The organism is Siphonobacter aquaeclarae (genome assembly GCF_900103285.1).
Classification (GTDB): Bacteria; Bacteroidota; Bacteroidia; order Cytophagales; family Spirosomataceae; genus Siphonobacter; species Siphonobacter aquaeclarae.
Map to the genome: position 1 here is coordinate 251,303 of NZ_FNGS01000003.1, position 17,472 is coordinate 268,774.

Genomic DNA, 17,472 nt, shown 5'->3' on the forward strand with positions numbered 1-17,472 from the left:
GAAATTTGTTTGCAGAGAAGAACGGAACGTTTCCTGGATATTGGAATGAGGAATCAATGGAACTGGATTATGCGTCGGTATCTGAGTCCCGCAGAATCAAGTATCATCCCCCTCCCTCCTCTCTTATTACCCCGAAATCGTCCTCTGACTCTATCCTATGATCCAACGCCTCGTCCCCGGAATGCTGGCCCTTGTGCTCGCTCTTCCCGGGTTTGCCCAGAAGATCTCCTACAAACAACCCGCCCGTACCTGGGAAGAAACCGTCCCGATCGGAAACGGCCGCCTCGGCGCCAGTCCGGACGGAGGAATAACTTCCGAAAAAATCGTCCTGAACGACATTACACTCTGGTCCGGCAGCAAACAGGATGCCGACGCACCCGAAGCCCTCAAATACCTTCCCGAAATCCGTAACCTGATCTTCGCCGGCAAAAACGACGAAGCAGAAGCCCTGATGTACAAGTCCTTCGTCTGCAAAGGCGCCGGATCGGGTCATGGAAACGGCGCCAACGTCCCCTTTGGCTGCTATCAGGTCCTCGGAACGCTCCTGCTTCAGGCGAAACATACCGGCGAGGCTACCGGTTATACCCGGGAGCTGTCCCTTTCGGACGCCATCGCCCGTACCCGCTACAAAGTTGGAAACACGACCTTTTCCCGGGAATATATCGCCAGTTTTGATGACGATGTGCTGGTCGTGCGGCTCACCGCCGACCAGGCCCGGCAACTGAGTTTCAGTGTGTCACTCAGCCGCCCCGAACGCTTCCGGACCTCCGTATCCGGCCAGGAACTCCGCATGGAAGGGCAGCTCAATAACGGTACCGACGGCAAGGGCATGCGGTACATGACACGCGTCCGACTGAAGCCGGAAGGAGGCAGTCTGACGACGACCGATACGTCTCTTGTCCTCGAAAAAGCAAATGCCGTAACGATTTATATTTCATCGTCAACCGATTTCAAAAAGGAAGACCCGGCGGCTGTCTCGGCCCGCCACCTTACTGCCGCGATGAAGAAGTCGTATGAAGCGGAAAAAGCGGCCCATATCAAAGCATATCAGCAATTGTACAACCGGACGGCGCTCTCGCTCGGCACGTCGGATAAGGATGATATGCCGACCGACGAACGCCTGCGCGCCTACCACTCGGGAGCAGAAGACCAGGGGCTTGCAGCGCTGTATTTCCAGTTCGGGCGGTACCTGCTCATCAGCAGCACCCGGCCCGGCCTGCTTCCGCCGAACCTGCAGGGACTTTGGGCCAATTCCATCCAGACGCCCTGGAACGGCGATTATCACCTGGATATCAACATCCAGATGAACCACTGGCCCCTTGAAATGACGAACCTGCCAACGCTCAACGAACCTTTCTTTACCCTGGTAAAAGGCCTGGTGGAACCGGGGCAGAAAACGGCGAAAGTATATTACAACGGCAATGGCTGGGTAGCTCACGTCATTACCAATGTATGGGGATATACTTCGCCTGGCGAGCATCCTTCCTGGGGCGCGGCGAATACCGGCTCAGGCTGGCTCTGTCAGATGCTTTGGGAACATTATGCGTTTACCGGAGACAAAGCATACCTGAAAGCGCTGTATCCTATTCTCAAGGGATCCTCGGAATTTTACCTGTCGACCATGGTAAAAGAGCCGGAAACAGGCCGGTTAGTCACGATTCCGTCCAATTCCCCCGAAAACTCCTTTAAACTGCCTAACGGCAAAAGCGCACACGTCTGCGCCGGTCCGACGATCGACAACCAGATCATCCGGGCGCTGTTTTCCCATACGCTCGAAGCCGCGAAAGAACTGGGACTCGACGCTCCTCTGCAAGCAGAACTGAAAACTGCAATTCAGCTTATCCCCGGTAATCAAATCGGAAAAGACGGCCGCCTGATGGAATGGCTGAAAGAATACCCGGAACCCGAACCGCACCACCGGCATATCTCGCATCTCTGGGGCCTGTATCCCGGAAATGAAATTACGCCGGAAGGTACGCCCGAGCTGGCCCGGGCGGCGCGCGCGTCTCTCGAAGGTCGCGGAGACGCGGGTACCGGTTGGTCGCTCGCCTGGAAAATGAACTTCTGGGCCCGTTTACAGGACGGTAACCGCAGTCTTCAGCTACTGAAAATGCTGCTGAAGCCCGTAAGCGGTAACGGTGTAAACATGACGAACGGCGGCGGTACCTATGCCAATCTCTTCTGCGCTCACCCGCCCTTCCAGATTGACGGAAACTATGGCGGCGCTGCCGGTATCGCTGAGATGCTGTTGCAGAGTCATACCGGCCAGGTACACCTGCTTCCGGCACTGCCCGGCGACTGGAAAGACGGAAAGGTCAGGGGGCTCGTAGCCCGCGGCGGCTTTGAAGTGGATATGGAATGGAAAGAGGGTAAGCTGACCTCTGCGACGATTCACAGCAAAAACGGGGGTATCTGTAAGCTGCGGTCCGCGTCAGGTTTGAAGACGGGAAGCCTTTCCGGAAAGGAAATAGCGCTCCCGACAGAGAAAGGAAAATCCTATACCCTTTCAGTCCTCTAAAAATGTCTGTGCAGTCTGTGTAGTCTGTGAGCCTTATTTTCTCACAGACTTCACAGACTGCACAGACTTCACAGACGTAGCCTATGCCTCGTCAGCGCTCGGGCCATAGCTACCCGGAATCGGAATATCCAGCAGACGGAGGTATACGCCCAGCTGAGCCCGATGGTGGACAATCTGGCAATACGTCATCCGGAGCGTTTCTTCTTTGGACGCCTCGTAATAAACGGCCTCTCCTTCACGGAGTTTCCAGGTACGGTCGAGCTCTTCTTCCTGACCGGCTGCAAGTACCTTACGGCCGTTTTCCAGCGATTTTTCGAAGTAATTAACCAGTTCCCCGGTATTGGCAATGGGGACGGGCTGATACGGGTTGACGGCGAAGTCCAGCTCATCCTGGTTCAGCGTGAAATCGATCCACGTGGGCAGCTCGGCAATGTGCGTAGCGAGCTGACGGACGGTCATGCTTTTGGGGTGCGGCTGCCAGTCCATTTTGTCGGTGGGCACACGCTCAAGCATTTTACGGGTAGTAGCGGCTTCGCGTTCGAGTTCAGAGGCAAAAGAGGTAAGTCGTGACATGGCTTTGTTTTTTTGAGTGTGATACAAAGCAACAGCCGCCTGGTGACAGCCCTATGTCAGCAGGATTTTCCGACTCAGAAAAAACTTCAGATTTGTTTCCGGATGGCGCCCTTTTCCCCTCCCGGCAGGCCATAGAAAAATACCCACGTACTGAAATCCTCCGAAAATGCCACAAAATGATGCTCCGCTCCGGCAGGTACGAAGAGCACATCGCCTGTACTCACCGACGTACGGGTTCCTTCCAGCAGAAAATCCGAAGTACCCGAGGTGATGACGTATAGCTCATCCCGGTCATGCGGTGTCTGCTTGTCGACCTCGTGCGGGCGGTAGAGTTCGACGACGAGGCTACCCGTCTGCAATACTTCCGCAAATTCTTTTCCCGAAGCCACCAGATGGGCCGCCGCTTCTGCCAGTCCGATTTTCATAGGCTCGTTGTGTTTGGCACAAAAAAAGCAGCCTCCCGTGAAAGAGGCTGCACGATTTTCACAAAGTAATTGATCAGGATAGAATTTTTGAGAGGTTTTGATAGCTGGTTTTGATGCTGTCGATCGACGGAGCCATGTCCTGTTCGACAAAGAAATACTTCAAACCCGCAATCTTCGCCGCTGCAAAGGCATGCTTGAAGTCCACCACGCCGTTTCCGACTTCGGTGAGCGTCTTCATGTCCTCTTTGATGTCTTTTACGTGGAAAAGCGGAAAACGGCCCGGATGTTCCTTAAACAGCGCAACAGGGTCTTTTCCGGCTTTCGTCGCCCAGGCGAGATCCAGCTCCATCTTCACCAGCTCCTTGTCCGTTTGCGACAGGATGAGTTCATAGGGCGTTTTTCCGCCTTCAACAGGATCGAATTCGGTCGCATGGTTGTGATAGGCAAACTGAAACCCCGCTTTTTTCGCGGCTTCTCCGGTTTTCTGGAATACTTCCACGGAGCTCTTGATCTCGTCGAGCGTACTCACGGGCGTGCTGGCGCAGACGAGGTAGCTGAGGCCTGCTTCGGCTGCGTCGTCAACGAGCTGCTGGTAATTATCCCGCAGGCTGAGCATCGGCGGAATGGAAATGGGTTTTCCGTCGGCGCCTGCTGGCAATTTCATTCCCGGACGGGGTTTAAACGGCGCGCCCATCGCGTGGTGCGCCCGCCAGTGCAGGCCCAGGTCCTCCAGCAGCTTTCGGAATTCTTTCGGTTTGTAGCCGTAATAGCCACCCCGCATGCTGAAGGCCGATTCGATTTCCTTGTACCCGACGGCCGCCACGCTTTCAAGCGTGCCTTTCGGATCCTCGTTCATTTGTTTGAAGAGGGTAAATAGCTGAATGCCAATGGGTGGTGCCGCCGTTTCGGCGAAGGCCGGAAGGGCGACAGCTCCCGCGAGGAGGGCGCCCGAGCTTTTGATAAAAGTTCTGCGAAGCATCATGTACAGGGTTTAGTTCGAAAGCTGGTCCCGGAATTTTACCGTCGAAAACGACATGAGCGGCTGAATATCTTTTGCCTTATCGTTCCGGAAAACAAAGTAGAGATCATGGAAGCCCGCCGTCTCCTTCAGTGCAATTTTGACCGGAGGCTGGGCAAACGGATTGAAGTTGGCGGGAACGGCTTTCTTTTCGCCGGGCTTCGCGTTTTTCTGAGCAGATTCCAGTTCAGCCATGATTTTGGCTATGTCGCGTTCGGGCGCTATATCCACGGTGATACCGCCGATTTTCTCTCCCTGAGGTGAATCCAGGCGGATTTCAATACTGCCGCCGGCACTACCTTCCCGCTTCAGCGCTGCCGCGTCAAGTTCCAGTTCCCGGATACCGGTCAGGTCAATCCGGCGGTAGCCAATGTAGCTGTTCGGGAACGGCACGACGCTCACGCCCTTACCCGCCATACCTTTCGATTTCATATCCACACCCTGGTGGTACTCGGCTTCTCCGCCTTCCAGTTGCGGGCTGTGGAGGATAACCGTCTTTTCAACGGTTTGAGCGGGTACTGTTTTGCCGGCTCCGCGGTCGGTATATGCCGCGCGGACGACTACCGAGCCCTTGCCGTTGTCGCCCTCCGGTATCCGGACGGTATAATCACCCGCGAGCGGAAGCGATCGGAGCGTCTTATCATTGATATGCAGGATGTACCTGACGATTGTCTCGGCGTCCGCTACGGAGATAGCCGGGTGCGCCGGCATGCTGATCTCGCCCCATACGCCCGATCCGCCGCTGCGGATCTTCTTGGCGAGGTAGTCGATCGAACCGGCCTGATCCTTGTACTTTTTCGAAATTTCGGTGAATGCCGGGCCGGCAGATTTGGTAGCTACCTGGTGGCAGACTTTGCAGTCCGACTGCCCCATCAGCTGGCGGGCAACGGCGTACTGTGTCGACGCATCCACACTCCGCTGACTTTGAGCCACTTCTGCAAAATCAAAGCCCTGGGAAGCGTAATCGATACTCATCGCGACACGATCATCCCCGATTTTCCGGTCAGCCAGACTGCCGTCTTCCTTGTCAGAAACCTGAACAGCATAGCGGATCGGTTGTCCCGGGAAGAAGAAACTCTGGTTTCCTTTCAGCCCGAGCGTTACAACCGGCGGCTCATTCCCGGCGATGATTTTGACGGACTGACTATTGCTTGCGCCTTTCGGATCCGAAACGGTGAGCGTAGCAGTATAAACGCCCGGCTTGTCGAATGAGACAACGGGATTGGCTGTCGCATATGTTTTCGGTGCGACGCCCGGGGCGCTTACCTTCCAGCGGTAGCTGAGTGCGTCTCCGTCGTAATCCTTGCTGCCTTCTGCCGACAGCGTTGCTTTGAAAGGTACCGTTCCGCCTTTTTTATCGGCGGATGCCTGTACAACCGGCTTGCGATTGCCGCCGTTGTACTCGATCCGGACGAGACGGGAGTTATCGCTCTTCCGGAACCAGTTATTGCCATATTCGAGAAGATAAAGATCGCCTTCCGGCCCAAATTTCATGTCGATGGGCTGAACGGGCTTGTAGGCCGGCAATACGCGCTCCATGGACTGGTAGTTGCCGTCGGCATCCATCGTCACCGCCATGATCCACCCGCGGGAGAAATCCGTCACGATCCATTTATTCTCGTAATACGCCGGCCAGGGGCGCTTCGGATTCTGGAAGTCGGAACGGTGATAGACCGGCCCGCCCGTAGCACTCCGGGCGCCTGAACCTACCAGCGGGAATTTCTCCGAAATCCCGTATGGATAGTAAATGAATGCCGGCACAATCGGAGGCAGCTCTTTCAGGCCGGTATTATTGGGGGAATTGTTGACGAGGTGTACCGGGTCTTTTTTGTCGAGGGGCTTGTTGGTAGCATAATCGAAAACTGGAAAAGCCTGATTATCACCCACAAACCACGGCCAGCCATAGTTGCCGGGCTTTTTGGCCTGGTTGAGCTCATCGTACCCGCGGGGGCCGATTTCCGTGTCTTCGCTGGCGTCCGGGCCTACTTCGCCCCAGTAGATGTAGCCGGTTTTGCTGTCGATTGAAATACGCCAGGGGTTCCGGTGGCCCATCGTGTAGATTTCGGGGCGGGTTTTAGCGGTTCCTTTCGGGAACAGGTTGCCTTCGGGAATGGTATAGGTACCGTCCGGCTCCGGGTGAATGCGGAGTATTTTCCCGCGGAGATCATTGGTATTGCCGGCATGGCCCTGGTCGTCCCAGCTGGCGCGGCCGGGGCGTTCGTCGGTTTGGGCGGCTTGCTGGTTGCCTGTGTTATTTCCGACGGTCAGAAAGAGGTGGCCGGCTTTATCCCAGACCATACCGCCGCCGGTATGGCAGCAGACTTCCCGCTGCGTTTCGACTTCCAATACCACTTTTTTCGACGCATCAACCAACTGATCATCCTTCAGTTCCCAGCGGGTCAGAATATGCTTCTTTTCGGTAGGATGGGCGTAGTAAAGGTAAATCCAGTGGTTTTTCTCGAATTGAGGATCCACCGTCAATCCCATCAGACCTTCCTCCGCCTCCCGGGCAACGCCCTCGGCGCTGGTGTATTTGGTGTTGACGGGGATGTTCGCAATGACAGACGTCGTTTTCGACGCCGGATCATACTTTTTGAGCGCTCCCTTGCGCTCCGCGATAAAGGCCGTTCCGTCTTTGAGGACTTCAAAGGCCATCGGTTCGTCGAGGTCCTCAGCCAGAACTACGGTAGTAAATCGGCTTTCGTCGGGTTTGACATCCTGCTGATTCGTGAAAGAAACCAGCCCGATCACAAAAGAGGAAAAAATGGAAAGTAGAGGCTTTCGCTTCATGAAGGCTCCGGTCAGGAATGAATAAATCGGTTATTGAACAGAGTCAGTAGAATGAAGAGATATATTGTATCAATCGGATACAATCGTACGGTATTTTCTAATTTTTTCCAATTATTTTATGGTTTTTGTGGAGGCAGTAAGCCGTAGGCTTTAAGCTGTAAGCAGGGATACCTGGTTCATTGCCCGCCGCCTACCTAAAGCGCTAAACTTCCCCGACGCACCCCAGCCTACTGCCTACAGCTTAAAGCTTACAGCCACAAAAAAGAACCCCTTCCCGTCTGAAACGGAAAGGGGTTCGGTATTTGATGAAGCGTACTGTTTACAGATTCATGAGGGATTCGCGGCGGCGCATCTTGCCGGCCGGAATACCGAACATCATTTTGAAGCGACGGCAGAAATAAGCCGTGTCTTTGTAACCCACTTCGGCGCCGATCGCCCGGATGCTCTTTTTGGAGGTCCGGAGGAGGTTTACGGCTGCTTCCATGCGCTGGTATTCGATATAATCCTGCGGGTTGATACCCGTCAGCATCTTGAAGTATTGTCCGACGTAATCTTCGGAGACGTTGGCGACGTTGGCCAGTACCTTGTTGGAGAGGTCGCCGCCGATGTTATCCTTGATGTACGTAAAAATATCAATCAGGCGGGGATCCTTGAAGTAGGTGCTGTTGGTGGCGAGTTGCTCCACAAACAGGCGGTGCTTCAGGATATACCGGATGATGTTGATGACGATTTCCTCGGTCTTGATCTTGATGACCCGTCCACGGCCGGCTTCATCCCGGAAATCTTCTGCCAGGATATCCCGCAGGGCATAGGCCAGCGTGTCCTCGCCCTTGATCAGGAACGGAGGAACATCCAGGGACGTGAAGAAGTTAACCGAGTCGAAAACCTTGGCTTCGAAGGCTACCAGTCCGAACGAATTCGGCAGCTTGCCGATTTCGGCCGGGTCCCGGCGGGAGTCGAAATACCGCTCCCGGAACGTCAGGAACTCTTCGTTCGTGATCGATTTCGGGTTTTCGCTGCTGCCATAGGTAATGTTGAGGGACTTACCTCCGGGAATAAACAGCATGTCGCCGGGTTCGGCGCGGGTACCGTCTTCACCGAAAGAAACCTCTCCGTCATACAGAATCAGGAGCGAGTTTTCGATATCGTAAAAGTTCTTGATCCGGATGGGCTGTTGCATCCGAATATGCCGGGCCTTGATGAAGCGGACGCCCAGCGACTCAATGATTTTGTTGTAATCTTCCATTGCGATGGGGTAAGGCCGGCTCAGAGTTCGAAGATCGGACCTTGCTTAAACTTGGACAAAACTAATAATTGTATTTTTAAAAGCAAATTGGACAAAAAAAATAAACGCGATTCGAAAACCGCGTTTAAACCGTATTCAAGACAGTTTGCCCATTTTGAAATTTACCGGAGCAGTTCTCTGGCAATAACAATTTTTTGTATTTCAGAGGTTCCCTCGTAAATCTGGGTGATTTTGGCGTCCCGCATGAGCCGTTCCACGTGGTATTCCTGGACATACCCGTACCCGCCGTGAATCTGCACAGCCTCGATTGTAGCCCACATCGCAACCTCCGAAGCGAAGAGTTTTGCCATCGCAGCAGCCTGTACATAATCTTCACCGGCATCCTTGCAGGCAGCCGCCTGATGTACCAGCAACCGCGCTGCTGTAATCCGGGTGGCCATGTCGGCGAGCTTGAACTGAATGGCCTGATGCTCGGAAATAGGCTTGCCGAACGACTTCCTTTCCTTCGAATACTGAAGCGCAAGCTCATAGGCTCCCGCCGCAATCCCGAGCGCCTGCGCCGCAATCCCGATCCGGCCGCCGTTGAGCGTATTCATCGCAAACTTGAAACCAAAGCCGTCGTCTCCTATTCGGTTTTCTTTCGGCACCCGTACGTCGTTGAACATCAGGGAGTGCGTATCCGATGCCCGTATCCCCAGCTTCTTTTCCTTTTTGCCGACAGAAAAACCTTCCCAGCCCTTTTCCACAATCAGGCAGTTAATCCCTTTGTGCTTCAGTTCGGGGTGCGTCTGGGCGATGACCAGGCTGATCGAGGAAGAGTTTCCGTTGGTAATCCAGTTTTTGGTACCGTTGACGAGGTAATGATCACCCTTGTCTTCGGCCAGTGTCCGCTGGGACGTCGCATCCGAACCGGCTTCGGGTTCCGACAGGCAGAATGAGCCGAGAACCTGACCCGAGGCCAGGGGCGTCAGGTATTGGCGCTTTTGTTCTTCTGTCCCGTATTTCTCCAGCCCGTAACAAACCAGCGAATTATTGACCGACATGATGACCGCGGCCGAGGCGTCGATTTTTGCAATTTCCTCTATCGCCAGTACATATGATAGCGTATCCATGCCCCCGCCCCCGTATTCCGGCGATACCATCATCCCCAGAAAGCCCAGCTCCCCCATTTTCCGGACCTGCTCCGTGGGAAATTGAGCAAATTCATCCCGTTCTGTCACGCCGGGCAGCAACTCGTTTCGGGCAAAACTTCGGGCAGCCTCCTGCACGGCGAGGTGCTCCTCAGTCAATCGGGGATGTATCATGGCGTATAGTATTATTTGGTGAAGTAATAGAATGCCGCGCCAAGTTAGAAAAATAATTGGTATGCTAGCATAACTTTTTGCGGGAAGAAAGAACGGCCGGAACAATGATGGTAATAGGCTGTCTGCGAGGGAATTGCAGAAACGTATACAGAAGGATACTTCCCGGAAAGTACCGCCGGCAGCCAGGCGGGCACGCGACCGTTCCCTGCTTTCCGTCGTATCTTCGTCTGAAACAGCCCGGTCGATGAATCAGTTTTCAGCTTCTGACCAATTGGTCGAACAATTACTTGCCAACGGTTTTGCGGAAGTGACCGAGCAGTATTTTCCTCATTGCCATGTGCGCCTTCAGCTCAAGGGCGAAGCGTACCATCCGGCGTATTTCCAGCGGGCTTTCCGCCTTTCTGCGGGAACGGCCCTGATTATCCTGCATTATCTTACGATCCGGGTACTGTATAAATCGCATGTTGTGGCCGAAAGCCGCCGACTAAGCGAAGAAGAACTACAGACCATCATGGCCTTCTGCAAGCTGCCGGCCAAGCGGCAGGCGGTACTGGCGGCCCGCCGGCTGAGCCTCGCCGATCTGAAAACGGCCGTAGATGCCGAACCCCGGCTGGCCGACTAAGGATTGATTTGCAGAATACTCGTCGCCGAGAGGTACTGCAAAATACCATTCAGAATCAATTGTTTGGATTGATACGTTCCGGCAGGAACCGATACGGTATGCCCGGCCTGAATCGTCACGTCGGTCCGGGCATTGGGAATACACCCGGCACAGTTACTGGTCCAGGTTGCCGGAGTAGTCCAGTCGCCCGATTGCGCAGACGTAAAAGACGTCAGAACCTGGACATTGGTATTGACCGGCGTTCCGGAGCATCCGTAGAGATTTCTGACGGTGAGAACATAAGTTCCGGCCTGCGTGGCGGTCACATTCGGAATGGAAAAAGACTGCTTCAGGGAAGAAAAGCCATTCGGCCCGGTCCAGTTGTAATACTCTGATCCGGAGGCGCTCACGGTGAGGGTATTGCCAAGCGGAAGCGGGGTGTTGGCCGAGACCGTCTCGACAGGAACCGTTCCGGTCCCGGCCGGTATTGTCATCAGCGGGGAGATTACAATATTGCCGACCGCATCGGTAACCCGCAGTTTATAATCTCCTCCCCCAAAGTCAACGTGCTGACCCGTGGCAAGCGAATTGACACCGTTGTTCGTATTCGGGTCTGTCCATTGATAGAAGCTCCAGCCGTTATCGGCTCCGAGGTGCATCTGGGTGCCGCTGTTGCAGGATGGGTAGATACGGACCAGGGAAAGTGCCGCATAGGGATTCGCAGCGGTATTGATACTCGCGTTTTCGAGGGCGTCCGCCCAGGCTTGTGCCACTACGTAATGGCCGTCGCCCATAAAGTGAATACTGTCAGCATCACGCATATTGGGCCCGACGATATCGTCGGTAAACGGTCCTGCAAATACCTGATTGGACGGATTGATAAGCGCATTCTGCCCTGCAATGACGTTGGCATTGACCGTCGAAACCCCGCCAACCTTGTACCGGGAAGCCCGGGCTACTACCCACGGCAATTGCGGTTTTCCGGAATGGCTCCGGCTGGATGAAATGACATTATTCCAGCGGTTGGTATAGTCAGCCTGACTGGTATTGACCTGGTTATCTGCTTCGCCCTGGTGCATGAGTACTGCCCGGACGCCATACTGCGCCGCATAGTTGGTCAGACTGACCCGCAGATTACCGTACGGAAGACCCGCAGGATAGGAATAGCCGTAGTACGACCCCGGCGTTGCATTCGGATCGAGGCTTTCGTACCACTGCTGGCTGCCGGTACCCGTCCACCCGGCCTGAAAAAAGGCCACCGGAACGTGCCAGCGGGTCACCAGCTGATCGCCTACTGCACCCCAGTACCAGGAAGAAAAGCCGAACGGCGCCATGGTTACCGAAGATTCGAGGTGAAGAAAAGCCGGGTCAGCGATTTTGTCTTTGGCGTTCGGAAAGGCCCACGGATACCACGTACCCGGATCTCCGGGATTGGGTGTGGGTGAAACTTTGTACCCGACGGCGACGGCACTTACCTGATCATATTGCGCCGACGGGCCCGGGTTCGACGGATCTCCGATACCCGACGCATTCGACTGCCCTGCAATCACAAATACCTCGCCGATTCCGACTTTGGGTTGGGTAGCGACCGAACCTGTTACGGCTCCGTTCCGGTGTGCCCGTACTTCGAGGTTATACCATCCGCCGGTACCTGTCAGGGTTCCCTGGAAATAGCTGTTGGAAGGCGCGGCATCGCCGAGGTATTGCCAGATGGTGGTCCAGTTTGTCGTCACGGCGTCATTGGCTCCGACGGTACCTCCCGCCGGAATAGCTACCAGGCGGGCCTGAATGGAGTCGACGTATTGGGAATACAGTCCTGCCACCGTCAGCGTCGCCTGATTGGACAGGTTACGCTGAAATACGGCTCTTGTAACCGGGAATGTGACGGTAAGCTGTCCCCATCCGCTGAGGGGAAGGACGCAGCTACTCAGGAAAACACAAAGACGGAAAAAGAACGGTTTCATGACGGGGAGATGGATTCAGGTGCAAAGATACGAAACGCATCAATCCAGTCGAACTATCGCATCTTCCTCAAGATCAGGTAGCTGCCGGTACCTCAGGAAAAGCCGGGCCAGGACAACGACGTCTTCCCGGCAGTACCGGGCAATGCCTTCCAGGTCGTCCCGGAGGTAGTAGGCGGGTGTAACCTGATCGCCGGAAAGCGTCTCCTTGCTCGATGGAATATCGAAAAGTGCGGCAAGAAGCTCGAGGGAAGTATAGTGTTTGTAATCGCCGAATTTCCACATATCCATAGTATCCAGGTGCGGATTTTCGAACCGCCTCCAGGCCGGGTTCCAGAGGTTTTTCGGGATGGGAATATTCCGGACGAGCAATCGCCGGCATAGAAACGGGTAATCAAATTCCCGTCCGTTGTGCGCGCACAGGGTCAGGTGCCGGGGGTATTTTTTTCGGAGAAGTGCGGTGAATTCGGTAAGGAGGGCGTGCTCATCATGCCCGCGCAGCGTCCGGACCCGAAAGGTCCTGGTTCCGTCTTCGTCTTCGTGAAAAAAACCGAGACCGATAGCGACGATTTTTCCGAACTCGGCGAAAACGCCGGCGCGGCTGAAATACAGGGCTTCATCGGAGAGGCCCTCCTCATTTTTGAGGTACGACGCTTTCCGGAGCCATTCGCTGCGGAGACGGTCGGGAAGGTCTTGGAAAGAGGCTGCCCCCGAAACCGTTTCGATGTCGAGGAACAGTAAATGGGCATACGTCGTGTCAGGCATGATACCGGGTGGATTTTCCCCCGAAATAAAACCCCTCCTGCCGTAGGACCAAACCGCTTATACAGCGGTATCAGTCGTGCAGAACGCCTTCCTGACCCAACTGTCCGATCTGGATAAGGTTGGACTCGTCCAGGCTCCCCGGTACAAAAATGAAGCGCTTGTCGTATACCTGGTCGCCGATGAAGTAGCTGACCCAGAATTCGTTCGTCAGGTGAAAAACGGACGTATCGATCAGTTCGATGAGTTGCACGCCGTGTCCTTCCACTTTCTCGAAAAAATGCCGGAGAGTAGACGTTTCCTGCGGATTACCGCTGTCAGACCGGGTATAGCCGCGGGAGGTGACAAACACGCTCCGGAGTGTTTCGTCGTTGCGGTTGAGCAGAAACACCCGCCATTCGGCCTGTTTATCTTCATTGATTTGCCGGGTGACGGCCACTTTGACGCCCTCTACCGGCAAAAACGGAATATCTTTTTTCATAGGGATGATAGACTGTCCTGCACGAGCTCCATGCCGAACAGCGTCGCCAGGTGCCGGCGCAGGCGCTCAGATACCTCTTCAAAGGGTACGGGGTGGCCCAGCTCTTTCGCCAGGGAGGTGACCTCTTTTCCCTCCAGCCCGCACGGAACAATATACGTAAAATGCCCCAGGTCGTTGTTGACGTTCAGCGCGAAACCGTGCATCGTCACCCAGCGACTGGCCTTCACGCCCATTGCGCAGATTTTCCGGGGATTCTTTTGTTCGGCGTGATCGAGCCAGACGCCCGTCATACCGGGAATACGCCCGGCATCAAGACCATAGTCGGTGCAGGTTTGAATAATGGCTTCTTCCAGCGTACGCATGTACCAGTGGATATCCGCCTTGAAATTGTCGAGATCGAGAATGGGGTATCCGACCAATTGGCCGGGACCGTGGTACGTAATATCGCCTCCCCGGTTGATTTTGTAGTATTGAATACCCTGTTCCTGCAAAACGTGCTCGTCTTCGAGCAAATGCTCCGGCTTACCGCTCTTGCCGAGCGTAAATACCGGCGGGTGCTGGACAAAGAAAAGATAATTGGAGGTAGGTACCTGTTCCGTTTCCGGTAGACGCCGGTTTTCGACTTTCCGGGCCACGGTTTCGGCCAGTACCCGCTCCTGTTCGGCCCAGGCTTGTGCATAATCGCGAAGGCCCCAGTCCTGAAAATATACCTGTCGGTTCTGCATGGCGTAATCCTCGTTTCCGGATACGAAACTACAGGAAGCCGGGAAAGATTCCGAATCGGCAGCGGGAAGGCCTGTCAGGAAAACAAGTCGCCGTTACGCAGGAAGTCCGGCCACTCCGTTGCAGCGCCGGTGCCGTACCGCACCACCTCCCCGAGCACAATCACGGCCGGATTGGCGAGCTTGTGCTCAAGTGCCAGCCGCGGGAGTTCTTTGGCGGTACCAATGGCCAGGCGTTCGTCGGCCGTGGTGCCGTTTTGCAGAATAGCGGCGGGCAGGTCCGCTTTTTCCATTTTGCGGCAGATATCCGCGATTTCAGCGAGTTTGTTCATACCCATGAGTACGACGATCGTCGCCGATGAGCACAGTGCCAGGCAAAGGTCTTTGGAAAGAGACCCGTCGGATTTGGTGCCGGTAATCACCCAGAAGCTTTCGCTCACGCCACGGGCGGTCATCGGAATGCCCGCATGGCCCGGAACAGCAAGCGCCGAGGAAATACCCGGAACATACGCGGTTTCGATCCCGAAGCGGCGGGCGTGCTCGATTTCCTCCTGTCCGCGGCCGAACACGAATGGGTCTCCGCCCTTGAGGCGAACGACATGCCCGGCGGCCCAGGCTTTTTCCACAATCAGGTCGTTGATCGAATCCTGGGAATGGCTCTCCCCGGGACGCTTCCCCACGTAGATCTTTTCCGCATCCGGACGGCAGTGGCTGAGTAGTTCGGGGTCGATGAGGGCGTCATACAACACAACGTCCGCTTCGCCGAGTACCCGCACGGCCTTCAGCGTAATCAATTCCGGATCGCCCGGTCCGGCGCCGACAACCGTCAGCTTCGGACCGGGCTTTGTTTTGTTGCTCATGTGTACGAATCAGGCTTTCGCGGCGACGGCTTCTTCCCGGAAGGATTTGGCCCGTTGCAGAAAATCGAGGGCGTCGGAGAGGAATTTCGTTGCGAACGCTTCCGAAGGCTCGTTTTTGTTGATCTGCAGGGTTTTGTCGCTGAAAGAAGCACCGTCGAACGTAAACTCGCCGGTCTCTACAAATTGCTTGTCAAATTCCTTGATAACACCGTGCTGGGTGCTGACGTTGACGTTTTTATCGAGCAGCAGGGCCTTGGCGCCGGAGATAAATACGGAGTAGCTGTGGTAGATCGAATCCGCGAAACGGCCTTCTTCATATGCACTGACCGCCCACTCGTATTTCTCTTCGGTTTCGAAAAGAAGCGTAGCCACGAGGTCGATGATGACGCTTGCGCACTCGCCTACCCCGATTTCCGTCTGGAACTGATCGCTCTGGCCCCAGTCGATGAACTCGCTGTCAACGACGTTGGACAGGTCTGTCAGCGGCTTCAGCAGGGCGTAGAAGTACTTTTCGCCCTGACGATCGTAGTAGCTATTGAAGTATTCTCCCTCAGTGCCGTTCGTTTCGTAGTCATTGAGAACCATACGAAGCGCTTCCGGGCCTCTTTTAGAGGGAATCTTGATCACCTTGTCGGAAATACGGCCTTCGCCGTTTCCGAGCGTACCGCCGCCGAGCAGCACCTGGAGCGCGGGGAGTACCCGCTTGTCCGGAGCTTTCATCGAGCTTCCGTGGAAGCCGATCTGCGCCATGCTGTGCTGGCCGCAGGCGTTCATACAGCCGGAGATCTTGATGAGGATATCGTTGTTGAAAATCAGGTCGGGAAATTCTTCCTGCATCACGCGCTCGAATTCAACGGATACTGCCGTGGAATCAGAGATAGCAAGGTTACAGGTGTCCGTACCCGGGCAGGCCGTAATATTGGCCGTACTGTTGGCGCCGGGCTGAGCCAGGTGATGCGCCTTCAGGACAGCGTATACCGCGGGCAGGTTCTCTGCTGCAACAAAGCGGAAAAGCAGGCCCTGATTGACCGTTACCCGGACATCATCCGCCACATACGGCTGGATTTTATCGATCAGGCTGCGGCTGAGCTCTGAGCGGATGTTTCCGAGCTGAACCCGTACATAAACGCCGAAGAAACCTTCCTGCTTCTGCGCGAAGACGTTGGAAGCCAGCCATTTGCTGTAGGCTTCGTCGTCAGCCTCCGGCAATGCCGAAGGTGCTGCCGGTGTAGATTCGGGACCTTCAATCGGGAAAGACTTGGATTTCAGGGCTGTCCATTCCTCTTCGACCAGGCGTTTGAACTCGTCAAAGCCGATTTTGGCAATGAGGAACTTGAGACGCGCCTTGTGGCGGCTGTTCCGCTCTCCGTGCCGGTCGAAAACCCGCAAAACGGCTTCGATCGTCGGGATGAGCTGATCAGCAGGCAGAAACTCGTGGTACAGATGCGCGAGAGCGGGCTGCGCACCGAGACCGCCGCCTACTACCACGCGGAAACCGCGCTGGCCGTTCTCAACCTTGGGGATAAACCCGAGGTCGTGCATGTAGCTGAGCGCTGTATCGGCGTCGGAACTGGAGAAGGAAATCTTGAATTTCCGGCCCATTTCCTGGCAGATCGGGTTCCGGAGGAAGTACCGGAAGGCTGTATCCGCATACGGCGTCACGTCGAACGGCTCCTGCGCATCAATACCCGCCGTCGGCGATGCCGTAATATTCCGGACAGTATTGCCGCAGGCTTCGCGCAGGGTGATATCATCCTGTTCGAGCTTGGCCCACAACTCCGGCGTACGGTCGAGGCTTACAAAGTGAATCTGGATATCCTGCCGGGTCGTCAGGTGCAGGTTCCCGGTTGAAAATTCGTCCGAAATGTCAGCAATCCGCTTCCATTGTTTGAATGTCATTTTACCGTACGGCAGCTTGATCCGAACCATCTGGACCCCCTGTTGCCGCTGGCCGTAAACGCCCCGTGCGAGGCGGAGACTGCGGAATTTCTCCTCGTGAATCTTGCCCTCCCGGAACATCCGGATCTTTCTTTCCAGATCAATGATATCCTTTTCTACAAGAGGGTTTTCCAGTTCGGTACGAAAGCTTTGCATGGTGTATGACGAGAGTAATGACTTTTATTCTATCGAACTAGTAGAATTAGCCTGCAAACGTAGGGCTCATTTTCGGAACGGCCAAATACTACAGGATTAAAATTTAGTAATCTGAAC

Annotated in this window: 13 protein-coding genes and 1 pseudogene; 2 read left to right on the plus strand and 12 right to left on the minus strand. The window is 55.1% G+C overall.

Annotation, left to right across the window (positions count from 1 at the left end):
- Positions 1-157: 157 nt before the first annotated feature.
- Complete coding sequence (locus tag BLR09_RS08265; RefSeq protein ID WP_093200303.1) at positions 158-2,518, plus strand: glycosyl hydrolase family 95 catalytic domain-containing protein; 2,361 nt, start codon at positions 158-160, stop codon at positions 2,516-2,518.
- 81 nt (positions 2,519-2,599) lie between these two features.
- Here BLR09_RS08265 and BLR09_RS08270 read toward each other — a convergent pair whose 3' ends face one another.
- The 6 genes from BLR09_RS08270 to BLR09_RS08295 form a co-directional block, all read right to left on the minus strand.
- On the minus strand, positions 2,600-3,091 hold the full coding sequence (locus tag BLR09_RS08270) for a DinB family protein (RefSeq protein WP_093200306.1): 492 nt from the start codon (positions 3,089-3,091) through the stop codon (positions 2,600-2,602).
- 86 nt (positions 3,092-3,177) lie between these two features.
- Positions 3,178-3,516, minus strand: a complete 339-nt coding sequence (locus BLR09_RS08275) for a cupin domain-containing protein (RefSeq protein WP_093200309.1) — start codon at positions 3,514-3,516, stop codon at positions 3,178-3,180.
- Positions 3,517-3,589: 73 nt separating this feature from the next.
- Positions 3,590-4,498 carry a sugar phosphate isomerase/epimerase family protein gene (locus tag BLR09_RS08280; protein ID WP_093200312.1) on the minus strand — a complete coding sequence of 303 codons (909 nt, stop codon included), beginning with the start codon at positions 4,496-4,498 and terminating at the stop codon, positions 3,590-3,592.
- Positions 4,499-4,507: 9 nt separating this feature from the next.
- Positions 4,508-7,324 carry a PQQ-dependent sugar dehydrogenase gene (locus BLR09_RS08285; RefSeq protein ID WP_093200315.1) on the minus strand — a complete coding sequence of 939 codons (2,817 nt, stop codon included), beginning with the start codon at positions 7,322-7,324 and terminating at the stop codon, positions 4,508-4,510.
- A gap of 319 nt (positions 7,325-7,643) precedes the next feature.
- Entirely contained in the window at positions 7,644-8,570 is a 927-nt protein-coding gene (locus tag BLR09_RS08290; RefSeq protein WP_093200318.1) for a helix-turn-helix domain-containing protein, read from the minus strand.
- A 161-nt stretch (positions 8,571-8,731) separates the two neighbouring features.
- Positions 8,732-9,874, minus strand: coding sequence for an acyl-CoA dehydrogenase (locus BLR09_RS08295; RefSeq protein WP_093200321.1), 1,143 nt, complete (start codon positions 9,872-9,874; stop codon positions 8,732-8,734).
- 133 nt (positions 9,875-10,007) lie between these two features.
- Between BLR09_RS08295 and BLR09_RS08300 the strand changes: the two genes are divergently transcribed.
- Entirely contained in the window at positions 10,008-10,496 is a 489-nt protein-coding gene (locus BLR09_RS08300; RefSeq protein WP_093200324.1) for a hypothetical protein, read from the plus strand.
- An 899-nt stretch (positions 10,497-11,395) separates the two neighbouring features.
- Here the strand turns inward: BLR09_RS08300 and BLR09_RS25985 are convergent.
- From BLR09_RS25985 to BLR09_RS08330, 6 genes and pseudogenes are all read right to left on the minus strand, one after another.
- Positions 11,396-12,439: pseudogene (locus tag BLR09_RS25985) on the minus strand (sialate O-acetylesterase); the annotation flags it as partial.
- Between the two features lie 39 nt (positions 12,440-12,478).
- On the minus strand, positions 12,479-13,201 hold the full coding sequence (locus BLR09_RS08310) for a 3'-5' exonuclease (protein WP_093200330.1): 723 nt from the start codon (positions 13,199-13,201) through the stop codon (positions 12,479-12,481).
- Positions 13,202-13,271: 70 nt separating this feature from the next.
- Entirely contained in the window at positions 13,272-13,679 is a 408-nt protein-coding gene (locus BLR09_RS08315) for a hypothetical protein (protein ID WP_093200333.1), read from the minus strand.
- Positions 13,676-14,404, minus strand: coding sequence for a lipoyl(octanoyl) transferase LipB (gene lipB, locus BLR09_RS08320; RefSeq protein WP_093200336.1), 729 nt, complete (start codon positions 14,402-14,404; stop codon positions 13,676-13,678). The genes BLR09_RS08315 and lipB overlap by 4 nt, the downstream gene beginning before the upstream one ends.
- 74 nt (positions 14,405-14,478) lie before the next feature.
- Positions 14,479-15,261, minus strand: a complete 783-nt coding sequence (cobA, locus tag BLR09_RS08325) for a uroporphyrinogen-III C-methyltransferase (RefSeq protein ID WP_093200339.1) — start codon at positions 15,259-15,261, stop codon at positions 14,479-14,481.
- Positions 15,262-15,270: 9 nt separating this feature from the next.
- Positions 15,271-17,355 (minus strand): HEPN domain-containing protein, encoded by a 2,085-nt coding sequence (locus BLR09_RS08330; RefSeq protein WP_093200342.1) that lies wholly within the window; start codon positions 17,353-17,355, stop codon positions 15,271-15,273.
- Between the last annotated feature and the right edge of the window lie 117 nt (positions 17,356-17,472).